This is a genomic window from Desertimonas flava, assembly GCF_003426815.1.
Lineage (GTDB): Bacteria > Actinomycetota > Acidimicrobiia > Acidimicrobiales > Ilumatobacteraceae > Desertimonas > Desertimonas flava.
Genome location: NZ_QKYK01000001.1, coordinates 336,530 through 347,480 on the forward strand (window position 1 = coordinate 336,530; position 10,951 = coordinate 347,480).

Below are 10,951 nucleotides of genomic sequence, written 5' to 3' on the forward strand. Positions count from 1 at the left end.
ATCGGTGGGAGGGTGCAATGGACTGTCAGCTACCGGCGACCGGCCTCGATGGCGCCGCCGTCGTGGTCGTCGCGGCCGTGCTGATCGTCGTGGGTTCGGCGATCGTGTTCGTGGTCAGACGGCGCGGGCTACCGACGGCGGCGGTTGTGCTCGGCGCGACGGTGCTGTTCGGAGCGTTGCCGTTGTCCGATCCGGCGGCGGCAGGGACGGACTGTCCCCCACCGGCGGCAGCATCTGACGGCGCCTCGTCGGTGCCACCGTCGGCGTCTGCACCCGTCACGGTGCCGGCGACGGTGACGACCGGACCGGCGACCTCCGCTCCGACGACAGGAGTCTCCACATCGACGACGACCGAGCCGACGACGACGCAGGCACCCACGACGACGGAGGCGCCAACGACGGAGGCAACGACGACGAGCACCACGACGTCCACCACCACCACCACGACCACCACCACCACCACGACCACCACCACCACGACCCTGCCGGGCCCGCCCACGCTGACCATCGGCAGCCCACGGATCGACGACTGTGGTTTCCTGGCCGATCGCTGCCTGTACCTGGAGCTCACCGCCACGGGTCTCCTCCGGGGAGGTTCCGTGACGATCCACCGAAACGGCGACGACGAGTACGTTGCGATCTACACCGACCTGGCAGGCAACGGCTCGTGGACCCAGTCCATCGTCGTGGCGCCGTGCCTCGGCAACTGGCCGGCGGGGGACCACTTGGTCGCGATCGGCACGACGGCCTCCCGACAGCCGATCACGAGCAACACCTTGGTCCTTGCCCAGCCCTGCTGACCGGCCGCCGCCCCGGAACGCCTCGCCTCGAGCCGGGCTCCAGAACTGCGAGCTGGCCGCAGGTGTGTCCGGTGCGGCACAATCGGCCGCTGACGCCGGTCTGTCCTGGCCGCTGCCGCCGGTCGTCGACAGGGAGGTTGTCACATGGTCGCGGAGGATCTCGAGCTCGACACCGTCGTGCCACCGTTGCTCGCCGAGGCGGGCGCGATCGCTCTGAAGTGGTTCCGCACGGCGCTCATCGCCGACGACAAGAACGCCGGGCGGGCCGACGGCTTCGACCCAGTCACGGAGGCTGACCGCGGCATCGAGGATCTGCTGCGCCGGCGCTTGTCCGAGCGCTATCCCGACCATCAGATCATCGGCGAGGAACAGGGGGTCTCGGGAACGGTTGGTCGCTACCGCTGGCTGATCGACCCCATCGACGGCACGAAGTCCTTCGTCAGCGGCTCGCCGTTGTGGGGGATCCTCCTCGGCCTCCTCGACGGCGACGAGCCGATCGCCGGCTGGGTGCACCAGCCGTACCTCGACGAGACCTTCGCCTCGGTCGGGTCCGACGCCTGGTTCGCCCATGCCGGTGAACGCCGTCCGCTTCGTTCGAGGACCGGGCGACATCTCGACAGCGCCGTGATGTACACGACGTTTCCGGGGATGTTCAGTCCCGGGCGTGAGCTCGATGCGTTCACCCGCCTGTCGGACGCGGTGCAGCTGACGCGGTTCGGGGGGGACTGCTACTCGTACTGCATGCTGGCGATGGGACAGGTCGACCTCGTCGTCGAGGCCAGCCTCCAGCCGTACGACATCGTGCCGCTCATCCCGATCGTCGAGGCGTCGGGAGGCGTGATCACCGACCTGTCCGGCCACCGGCCGCTGAACGGCGGATTCGTGGTCGCCGCGGCCAATGCCGACCTTCATCGCGAGGCGATGGACTGCATCGTGCCCTGACCGCTCGGTACCGGAGCGGACACTTACAGAGCGTACGCTCGCTACGTGACGTTCGGGTCGGTGCGCCATCATGTCCGGATCGGCCGGCCCGCGGCGGACGTGTGGGCGTTGGTCGGCGATCCGGCCCGGCTCCACGAGTGGTTCCCAGGGATCGACGAGTGTGTCGTCGAGGGCACGTGCCGGAAGGTGACGCTGGGCAGTGGGCTCCGGCTGACGGAGGAGATCACGGTCGCCGACGCCATCCGTCGGCGCTTTCAGTACCGGATCACGGAAGCGATGTTCACGTATCACCGCGGCACGATCGACGTGCTCGACCTCGACGACGGAACGTGCGTCGTGTCGTACGCGACCGACGCTGATCCCCGCACGATGGCCCTGACGATCGGCGGGGGCACGGCTGCTGCCCTCGCCGAGCTGAAGCGCCAGATGGAGACGACGGAGGCGGACGTCTGATGGGCCGCAAGATCCTCTTCGTGACGACCGACCAGCAGCGTTACGACACGCTGGGCTGCAACGGCGGCCAGTTGTCGCGGACCCCGAACATCGATGCCCTGGCGAACGCCGGCTACCGGTACGAGCGGGCCCACCCCCAGTCGGTGGTGTGCATGCCGTCGCGGTCGACGATGCTGACCGGTCAGCACCCGAGCACCCACGGCGTGTGGATGAACGGCGTGCCGTTGCCCGTCGACGCCCCGTCCGTTGCCGAGGTGCTGCGCGGGGCGGGGTACCGCACGGCTCTCGTCGGCAAGCCGCACTTCGAGCCGTTCCTCGATCCCTTCGCCCGGTTCGCCGAGAACCGCTTCGCACGCGACGGGCAACCAGAGGCGCATCGCGGGTTCGAGCACTTCGTCGCTGCGACACACACCCCAGCCGGACCGCTGCACTACGCCCGCTGGCTGGCCGAGCACCACCCGGAGGCAGCGGCCGGCTTCTATCCCGTGCTCGACGCCGGTCTCGAGGTCAACGCGCTCGGCGGCGGTGAGACCGGCGCCCCGCAGGTGTGGGACAACCCGGTGGCGCGGGAGATGTACCACACCGATTGGGTCGCCGATCGCACGATCGACTGGCTGCGGACGCTGGCGCCCACCGACGACTGGTTCTGTTGGATGAGTTTCCCCGATCCCCATCACCCGTGGGATCCGCCGCAGTCGGAACTGGGCAGGTTCGACTGGCGCGACGTGCCGTTGCCCGCCGGCTACATCTCCGGCCGGGCCGAGCGTGAGGCCGTGCTCGACGCCAAGCCGCGGCACTGGCGGGCCTGGTACGACGGCCGGCTCGTGTCCAACTACGAGGCGCCCCTGCGGTGGGTGCCGGCCACGCTCACGCCCGACCAGGTCCGCGAGGTCAACGCCCGCAACGCGGTCGAGGTCGAGTTGATCGACGAGGCGGTCGGCCGGGTACTGGCTGCGATCGACGCGCTCGGCTGGGGGGCCGAGGTGGACGTGGTGTTCACGACCGATCACGGCGAGCTGCAGGGCGACTTCGGGCTCTTGTTCAAAGGCCCGTATCACGTCGACGCCCTGATGCGCCTGCCGCTGATCTGGCGCCCGGCGCCGTCGGTGGAAGCCGTGCCGTCGGCCGTCTCGCGCCCGGTCGGTCACGTCGACCTGGCCCCGACGTTCTGCGCGATCGCCGGTCTGGCGACCCCGCATTGGATGGAGGGTCGGCCCCTGCCGGTCGATGATGCCGACGCCGAGGCCCGTGGGTTCGAGCGCGTGCTCACCGAGTGGGACAGCGAGCTGTTCGGGGTCGAGGTCCACCTCCGCACGATCACCCGCGACGGGTGGGTCTGCACGGTGTATGCGCCCGGCACCCAGCACGACGGGACGGAGGGCGAGCTCTACTCGCTCGCCGACGATCCGCTGCAGCGCGTCAACCGCTGGGACGACCTGTCCCTGCGCGCCCTTCGCGAGGATCTCGTCGCCGACCTCCGCGCCCACCAGCCCCCGATGAAGTCGCCCCCGCGCCGCGTCGAAGCCCCCGTCTGACAGCCGGACGCGCGGCGGTGACTACACGGCGAGGACGCCGTCGGTCATCATCACGATGCCGAGGACGACGCCGGCCGTGGCCGACGCGAGACGGGCGGGGCGGCGGCCGATGGCGGCCGCGACGGCGTTCGGTGCGGCGAGTACACCGGCGGCGATGAGAAGCCCGAGGATCGGCGCCGGGTAGCCGTTGCGGGCGGCGACGGCGAGGGTCAGGACTCCGACGGGCGGGGTGAACACGATCGGGAACAGGCCCGGCACCAGACCGCCGACGGCACCGGGCCGCGCAGCGGGCGCGGCATCGTCGGACCACCGGAAGAACGCCGTCAGCGACCACAGGATGAGCACCATGCCGGCCGCCACCTCCATCGTTGGCGAGCTGACGTCGAGGGCGTCGAGAAGGAGCGAGGCGATCGCGGCGACGACCACACCCACCGCGACCAGGCCGGCGGCGACCGTGTAGCGCTGGCTGCTCGTGTACTCGCGCAGCTGGCGAACCCGCTGTGGTAGATCCACGGCGGCGACCAGCGCCGCCACGGCGACGATCCAGTTCACGGTGCCGATCCTCCCTGTTGGTCCACGTCGTGCGAGCCGTCGCCACCGGGGGCGATCGGGATCGCCTCGAGCAGCGCCGACAGCGAGTGCTGTTGGTCGTCCATCTGGGTGATGCCGAACTGGAACCAGGCGCCGTCCTCGGCCGGGTCGGTGTCCGAGTCGGCTTGTCGCGACTGAAGGACGCCCGCTGCGCACAGCGCCCGGTCGCGCAGCGGAGCCCGGTATCCGGCGAAGTCGTCGTCGGCCTCGGCGAGGGCCGACCACTGGTCGAGCGCCTCGCCGATCGTGCCCATGCCGGCGCCGAGCGTCTGACGGCCCCTCGTATAGTGCGAGAAGAAGCTGTTGGTCCGCTGCGACTCCCAGCGGATCTGCAGGCTCTGGAAGCCCATCTGGCGACGGATGTACTCGCGGTGGGTGTCGGTGAGCGGTGCCCCACCCGGCCACGTCGCCATCGTGGCGAACCCGTAGGCGGCCCAGTGGTCGGCCACGTCGGGCCACCAGCCCTCGACGTCGTCGCGCTCTGCTGCGAGGTAGTCGGCGATGCGCAGCGCGGTGATGTCGTAGCCGGCGGCGGGAAAGGTGCGATGCAACAGTCCGAGCGCCCAGAACACCTCTCCGGTGAAGTACTGGTTCCAGCTCTCGGGAACGGGCTCTCCGGTCGCCGGATCCCAGCCGCCGAGCACCTGGCCCCGCTCGTTGACCATCACGGTGAGGAACGCGCCGAGGTCGTGCATCAGCGCGTCGTGTTCGTCGTCGCCCGTGCGATCGCGGCGTTCGACGAGGGCGGCGACGAGGAGTCCGGTCGCCCCGACGCGCACCGACGTCACCTCACCGTCGTCGTTCGGTGGCGCCAGGGCCTTCCAGCCTGGCCCCTCGTAGAGGTTGTCGAGCACCCAGTCCAGCCCGGCGTCGGCCGCATCGGCCGCACGGTCGAGGCCGTGCCGGGCGGCCTGCTCGAGGCTCATCGTCACACCGGCGTGGCGCACGACGTTGTACCCGCCGAGATCGGTGTCGGCGTCGCGGTCGTAGCGATACAGCCACTGACCGTCGGGTTGCTGGTTGTCGACGAACCAGTCGACGGCGGCCTGCGCCGAGGCGGTCAGCGACGCGACGTCCGGATCGCCGCAGTGCTCGGGCTGGACGACGACGGCGCGGAGCCCGACCAGCGTCACGCCCCACAGCAATGCGCCGCGGCCGACGATGCCCGCGACGCTCCGACCCATGCGGGCCGACGCTAACCAACCGAACGTGACGTCAGGCGGACGCCGCGGGAACCGGTGGGTCTCACTGGATGTGCGTGGCTCACCCCGTCATGGCACATCCCGTCAGATCCGCGAACGGCGCTGCTCGCCATCCTCAACCTTTTGGTTGACAACTGATCGAAAGCACTCTACGTTGTACTCAACCAAGCAGTTGAGTACAACGAGCGGTCGAGTCCAGTCAGATCCACGAGCAAGATCCACGACTACGAGGGGCAAAGGGAGCCGATGAGCCAAGCGAGTGCGTCCGTGGTCGAGGACCAACTGTCCCGAGTCTTCGCCGCCCTCGCCGATCCGACGCGACGCGACATCGTCGCCCGATTGTCGACGGGCGACGCGACGGTCAAGGAGCTGGCCGAGCCCTACGACGTCTCCATGCAGGCCGTGTCGAAGCACATCAAGGTGCTCACCGACGCCGGACTGGTCACCCAGAGCAGAGATGCCCAGCGCCGCCCCTGTCATCTCGAGGCGGAGGTCTTCAGCCTGATGACGAAATGGATCGAGCGCTACCGCCAGCAAGCCCAGGCGCGCTACGAGCGCTTGGACGCCGTCCTCGCCGAACTGCGAGGCGACGAACGAACCGACCAACGACACGAACACGGAGAATCAGCATGAACACCACCCACCCCCGCTACCAGGTGACCATCGAGGCCGACGCCAAGGTCCCGATGATCCACATGACCCGCGACTTCGACGCCACACCCGCGCAGCTGCTGCGGGCCCACACCGATCCGGCGCTGTTCGCCCGCTGGGTCGGCCCCGACGGCATGGACACCGAGATCCTCGACTGGGACGCAACCGATGGAGGACGGTGGCGTTACGTCGCCCGCCGCGACGGCGAGGAGTACTACTTCCGCGGATGCTTCCACCAGGTCGGCGACGACCGCATCGTGCAGACGTTCACGTTCGAGGGCATGCCCGACGACGTGGCGCTCGAGACGCTCACGTTCGAGGACCTCGGAGACGGCCGTACGCGCCTGCATGCCCAGTCGCTCGTCGACAGCTTCGAGGGACGGGATCAGTGGCTCGCCAGCGGCATGGAGACCGGCGTCGAGGAGGGCTACGCCAAGCTCGACGCCCTGATCGGCGAGCTGTAGATGAACCCGGCCGACGAGCACCGGCTCATCGCCGCCGAGTTCACGGCCACCGTCGAAGGGGTCGCGCCGGCAGCGTGGGAGCGGCCGGCGCCGCCCCACGGCTGGGTGGCCCGCGACGTCGTGCGACACCTCGTGGAGTGGTTCCCCGCGTTCTTGGAGGGGTCGACGGGGATCACCCTGCCGGCCAGACCGTCGGTGGACGACGATCCGGGCGGTGCCTGGCGCGCCCACACCGACGCCGTCCAAGCGCTGCTCGACGACCCGGCCACCGCTGATCGTGAGTACGACCTGCCGCACATCGGGCGGATGACCCTCGGCCAGGCGGTGGCGATGATCTACACCGGCGACGTCTTCCTGCACCGCTGGGATCTCGCCCGGGCCACCGGCCAGGACGAGCGCCTCGACCCCGGCCGGTGCGCCGAGATGCTCGCCGGCATGCTGCCGATGGACGAGGCGCTCCGCCAGAGCGGCCACTACGGCCCCAAGGTGGAGGTCGCCGACGACGCCGACGTGCAGACCAAGCTGCTCGCGTTCATCGGGCGGACCCCGTAGCCACCTGACGATCGATCTGGGATCGGGGTACGTCGGCGACCGTCGCGCCGAGCCCGCCCGGGCGCTGGCAAGCTGACGAGGTGGATGGCGACGACGCGACGCGGGCGCGACGGCCGTGGCGGTGGCCCGTCGTGGTCGCCACCGTCGCCGTGCTCGCCGCGCTGTGGCCGCTGACGCGCAGCCTGCGCCACGACAGCTTCCCGTTGTCGAACTACCCGATGTTCACGAGCGACCAGCCGGAGGTGACGTCGTTCGTGCGAGCGGTGGGTGTCCGCGGCGACGGGACCGAGGACGTGCTGCCGCCGATGCTCGCCGGTGGCACGGTCGAGGTGATCCACGCCAATCGCACGTTGAACCGAGCGTTGCGCGATGGCCGCGGCGACGAGATGTGTGCCGAGATCGCCGACCGTGTTGGGCGCGACCGGCCCGAGATCGTGACGGTCCTGATCGTCACGGAGACCTACGACGTGGTCGAGGCGCTCCGCGCCCACGAGCCCGTCCCCGTCGATCGCACGGTGCGAGCCGAATGCCCGGTCGCCTGATCGATCGGCTCGTCGCCCCGGCGCCGGCGGGACGACTGGCGGCCGTCAGGGTCCTGACGATCGCCTACGCCCTCGTGTGGATCGTGGTGCGCACCCCGTTCTGGCGCGACCTCGCCGCACTGCCCCGAGCGCAGTGGAAGCCGGTCGCCTTCGCCGAAGCGGTCGGCCCGCTCGGACCCGGAGCAGTCACCGTGATCGCCGTCGCCACCTTCGCCGCCGGAACCGTCGCCATCACCGGCCGGGGGTGGCGGTTCAGCGCGCCGGTGCTCGCCGTCGGGTTCCTCGTGCTCACGACGCTCGGCGCATCGTGGGGGGCGATCCTCCACACCGAGCAGCTCGTCGCCCTCCACCTCGTCGTGCTGGCTGCGGGTCCGTCGGGTGGCGAACGCAGCCGAGATGCCGGGTGGTCGCTGCGGGTGATGAGCGCCGTCACCGTGACGACGTACTTCGTGTCCGGCCTCGCCAAGTTCCGCTTCGGTGGCGGTCTCGCCTGGCTGGACGGCGATCGGCTGCTGCGGCTCGTCGCCCACGACAACCTGCGCAAGCACCTGCTCGGTGATCGCTACTCGCCGATCGCCGAGTACGTGCTGGGCCACCCGTGGCTGTTCCAGGTGGCCGCGATCGCAACCGTCGTGGTGGAGCTCGGCGCGCCGGTCGTGCTGTTCGCCGGACGTCGAGTGCGCTACGCGTGGATCGGCCTGGCGTGGACGTTCCACGTCGGCGTGCTGGCGCTGATGGCGATCTTGTTCCCGTATCCGATCGTCGGGGTCGCCTACGCGTCGATGCTGCCGGTGGAACGGTTGGCGGCACGCTGGCCGGCGCGGGTGCCGGCGACGTCATCGACCCGATCGCCGGCCGCACCGTCGAGCGCGCCGTCGGCGTAGCAAGGACCCGTTCGGCGTCAGTCGTGCGGGCACTCCAGGAGGGCGTACTGCGCCTGCCCGTTGGTGATCTGGAGCCACGCCCCGGTCCAGCTTGCCTGCTCGGGCGAGTAGTACGCCGGCGTGATCGTCGGATCGATCGGCGGCACGCACGCGTGGTCGATCCCGGCGCTCGGCCAATTGGGATGCGGTGCCGTCGGGTCGGCGATCGCGGCAACCGCCGTGACGTAGCCCGGCGCGAGCGGCACGGTCCTCGTGCGGTCGTTGTTGTTGATCAGCCAGAGGCCGGAGCCGTAGAGGTACGGGGACGGGTCGTCGGCCTGCAGTTCCGGCGACGCGTGATACTCGTCGTAGTAGCGCGCGGCCGCCGCTCCCGTGTAGATGCACGCGACGTCGAACTGCAGCGACGACGGCCCGAGGCTGTCGATCCAGCCGAACCAGATGCCGTCGGGAATGGTGTCGCCGAGCGAGCCGTTGCCTCCGCATCCCGTGCCCAGCACCTCCTCGACGCCGAGTCGCGGGACGTCGTAGAACGTCGCGTACGGGAACGTGTACCCGGTCGGGCCCGGTGCTGACGGGCCCGACGGTGCTTGGCCGGGAGCCGGCGTGCACGACGAGACGGCCCACTGTGCCTGGCCGCCGACGATGCGGATCCACACGTCGCGGTCGAACTCCGGCGGTGTGGACGGGCTGTTCAAGAGGCACGACGATCCCGTCCACGCGGCGCCGTGGGCGAGGAACGTCGGCGCTGTCGGGACCGAACGGAGACGGTCGCTGTTGTTGACCATGAAGCCGTCGGGGACCCACGGCTGTGGCTGGCCGGGATGCTGCGCGGTCCACTCGGCGACGAGGACGGGATCGACGTCGTCGCCGTAGACGCAGACGAGATCGATCTGCAGCGTCCCACCGGTGATGGCTGCGACGTAGCCCCGCCAGTAGCCGTCGGGGATCACGTCACCGATCGAACCGTCGCCACCGCAGCCTGAGCCGGACACGGTCTCGGTGCCGAGATGGGGGATGCCGTAGAAGTCGGCGTACCCGTACACGTCGTCGGTGGTCGCCCCGCCGTCGGCAGTGGCGGAGCCGACGGAGATGGCGGCGAGCGACACCGCCGAGGTGATCGCGGCGAGGAGGCGGGCTCGGTAGATCATGGACGTATCCCCCTTGGTGGCGTCGGCCAGGCGCCTGGTTCGCGGGGCCGGAGTGTGCGACGCCCGCTGGTGATCGGCGGTTCCAGATTACGGCCGGCGGTCGAGAGGTGGGCGAGCTGCTGGGGTGGCGGGTCAGGCGTGACGCCCGAGCACGCTTGCGTCGAGAAGCTCGAGGGCGGCCGCCGTCGGCGTCTGGCGGCCCTCACAGACGGCGGCCTCCACCGCCTCCACCCGCTCCCGCACCGCGGGGGAGGCGCGGAAGCGGCTGAGCAGCTGCTCGTCGATCGTCGCCCACATCCAGGCGACGTCCTGGCGGCGACGGCGAGCACCGAAGGCCCCCGTGCGCCGGCCGTGTTCGCGGTGGGCCGTGACCTGGGCCCACACCGTGTCGAGATCGGTCTCCTCCAGTGCGCTGCACGTGAGAACGGGCGGACTCCACCCGGGGTTGCCGTCAGGCCCGCTCTCCAGGGCGACGAGGTGGAGGGCGGCGGCGAGCTCCCTGGCCGCCGCCTTGGCGTCGGTCACGTGCGGGCCGTCGGCCTTGTTCACGGCGATCACGTCGGCCAGCTCGAGCACGCCCTTCTTGATCCCCTGCAGGCTGTCGCCGGTGCGGGCCAGCATCAGCAGGAGGAACGTGTCGACCATGTTGGCCACCGTCGTCTCCGACTGGCCGACGCCGACGGTCTCGACGAGCACGATGTCGAACCCGGCGGCCTCGATCACGACGATCGACTCACGGGTCGCCCTGGCGACGCCACCGAGGACGCCGGCACTCGGCGACGGGCGGATGAAGGAGTGGTCGTCGACGGACAGGCGAGCCATGCGGGTCTTGTCGCCGAGGATGCTGCCGCCGGTACGTGTGGACGAGGGATCGACGGCGAGCACGGCGACGCGATGGCCGTGGCCGATCAGATGCATGCCGAGGGCGTCGATGAACGTCGACTTGCCGGCGCCGGGCACGCCGGTGATGCCGACCCGGTGGCTGTGGCCGGCGTGGGGGAGCAGGCGTGACAGCAGTTCCTGGGCCGCTTCCTGGTGGTCGGCCCGGGTGGACTCGACGAGGGTGATGGCCCGGCCGAGGGCGGTGCGGTCGGCGGCCAGCACGCCGTCGGTGAGGGCGTCGAGATCGATCGGTCGGGGTGATGGTGTCGTCGGCCGCGGCACCGTGTCACCGTACCCACCGGAGT

13 protein-coding genes are annotated in these 10,951 nt (G+C 70.4%); 9 read left to right on the forward strand and 4 right to left on the reverse strand.

The window, feature by feature from the left end:
* Nucleotides 1-17: 17 nt before the first annotated feature.
* From DN771_RS29130 to DN771_RS01635, 4 genes are all read left to right on the forward strand, one after another.
* Nucleotides 18-800 (forward strand): hypothetical protein, encoded by a 783-nt coding sequence (locus DN771_RS29130; protein WP_162941368.1) that lies wholly within the window; start codon nt 18-20, stop codon nt 798-800.
* 144 nt (nt 801-944) lie between these two features.
* Complete coding sequence (locus DN771_RS01625) at nt 945-1,742, forward strand: inositol monophosphatase family protein (RefSeq protein ID WP_116995565.1); 798 nt, start codon at nt 945-947, stop codon at nt 1,740-1,742.
* A gap of 45 nt (nt 1,743-1,787) precedes the next feature.
* Entirely contained in the window at nt 1,788-2,195 is a 408-nt protein-coding gene (locus tag DN771_RS01630; protein WP_116995566.1) for an SRPBCC family protein, read from the forward strand.
* The gene (locus tag DN771_RS01635; protein ID WP_116995567.1) at nt 2,195-3,730 is read left to right on the forward strand and encodes a sulfatase family protein; all 1,536 of its coding nucleotides are present in this window, start codon (nt 2,195-2,197) and stop codon (nt 3,728-3,730) included. Before DN771_RS01630 ends, DN771_RS01635 begins: the two co-directional genes overlap by 1 nt.
* Nucleotides 3,731-3,751: 21 nt before the next feature.
* Here the strand turns inward: DN771_RS01635 and DN771_RS01640 are convergent, their stop codons facing one another.
* Both DN771_RS01640 and DN771_RS01645 read right to left on the reverse strand, forming a co-directional pair.
* Entirely contained in the window at nt 3,752-4,282 is a 531-nt protein-coding gene (locus DN771_RS01640; protein ID WP_116995568.1) for a hypothetical protein, read from the reverse strand.
* Entirely contained in the window at nt 4,279-5,505 is a 1,227-nt protein-coding gene (locus DN771_RS01645) for a prenyltransferase/squalene oxidase repeat-containing protein (protein WP_116995569.1), read from the reverse strand. Before DN771_RS01645 ends, DN771_RS01640 begins: the two co-directional genes overlap by 4 nt.
* Before the next feature lie 264 nt (nt 5,506-5,769).
* Between DN771_RS01645 and DN771_RS01650 the strand changes: the two genes are divergently transcribed.
* The 5 genes from DN771_RS01650 (at nt 5,770) to DN771_RS01670 (ending at nt 8,616) form a co-directional block, all read left to right on the forward strand.
* The gene (locus DN771_RS01650; protein WP_116995570.1) at nt 5,770-6,156 is read left to right on the forward strand and encodes an ArsR/SmtB family transcription factor; all 387 of its coding nucleotides are present in this window, start codon (nt 5,770-5,772) and stop codon (nt 6,154-6,156) included.
* Entirely contained in the window at nt 6,153-6,638 is a 486-nt protein-coding gene (locus DN771_RS01655) for an SRPBCC domain-containing protein (protein WP_116995571.1), read from the forward strand. The genes DN771_RS01650 and DN771_RS01655 overlap by 4 nt, the downstream gene beginning before the upstream one ends.
* Nucleotides 6,639-7,190 (forward strand): TIGR03086 family metal-binding protein, encoded by a 552-nt coding sequence (locus tag DN771_RS01660; RefSeq protein ID WP_116995572.1) that lies wholly within the window; start codon nt 6,639-6,641, stop codon nt 7,188-7,190.
* 80 nt (nt 7,191-7,270) lie between these two features.
* Nucleotides 7,271-7,732, forward strand: a complete 462-nt coding sequence (locus DN771_RS01665; RefSeq protein WP_116995573.1) for a hypothetical protein — start codon at nt 7,271-7,273, stop codon at nt 7,730-7,732.
* Nucleotides 7,717-8,616 (forward strand): hypothetical protein, encoded by a 900-nt coding sequence (locus DN771_RS01670; protein ID WP_116995574.1) that lies wholly within the window; start codon nt 7,717-7,719, stop codon nt 8,614-8,616. The genes DN771_RS01665 and DN771_RS01670 overlap by 16 nt, the downstream gene beginning before the upstream one ends.
* Before the next feature lie 17 nt (nt 8,617-8,633).
* Here the strand turns inward: DN771_RS01670 and DN771_RS01675 are convergent, their stop codons facing one another.
* Nucleotides 8,634-9,764, reverse strand: coding sequence for a hypothetical protein (locus DN771_RS01675; protein WP_116995575.1), 1,131 nt, complete (start codon nt 9,762-9,764; stop codon nt 8,634-8,636).
* Between the two features lie 132 nt (nt 9,765-9,896).
* Entirely contained in the window at nt 9,897-10,928 is a 1,032-nt protein-coding gene (gene meaB, locus DN771_RS01680; protein WP_116995576.1) for a methylmalonyl Co-A mutase-associated GTPase MeaB, read from the reverse strand.
* Between the last annotated feature and the right edge of the window lie 23 nt (nt 10,929-10,951).

Excerpts from the sequence above, each read along its gene's own strand:
- DN771_RS29130 (WP_162941368.1), top strand. The coding sequence starts at position 18 with ATGGACTGTCAGCTACCGGCGACCGGCCTCGATGGCGCCGCCGTCGTG.
- DN771_RS01625 (WP_116995565.1), top strand. The coding sequence starts at position 945 with ATGGTCGCGGAGGATCTCGAGCTCGACACCGTCGTGCCACCGTTGCTC.
- DN771_RS01635 (WP_116995567.1), top strand. The coding sequence starts at position 2,195 with ATGGGCCGCAAGATCCTCTTCGTGACGACCGACCAGCAGCGTTACGAC.
- DN771_RS01645 (WP_116995569.1), bottom strand. The coding sequence starts at position 5,505 with ATGGGTCGGAGCGTCGCGGGCATCGTCGGCCGCGGCGCATTGCTGTGG.
- DN771_RS01650 (WP_116995570.1), top strand. The coding sequence starts at position 5,770 with ATGAGCCAAGCGAGTGCGTCCGTGGTCGAGGACCAACTGTCCCGAGTC.
- DN771_RS01655 (WP_116995571.1), top strand. The coding sequence starts at position 6,153 with ATGAACACCACCCACCCCCGCTACCAGGTGACCATCGAGGCCGACGCC.
- DN771_RS01660 (WP_116995572.1), top strand. The coding sequence starts at position 6,639 with ATGAACCCGGCCGACGAGCACCGGCTCATCGCCGCCGAGTTCACGGCC.
- DN771_RS01670 (WP_116995574.1), top strand. The coding sequence starts at position 7,717 with ATGCCCGGTCGCCTGATCGATCGGCTCGTCGCCCCGGCGCCGGCGGGA.
- DN771_RS01675 (WP_116995575.1), bottom strand. The coding sequence starts at position 9,764 with ATGATCTACCGAGCCCGCCTCCTCGCCGCGATCACCTCGGCGGTGTCG.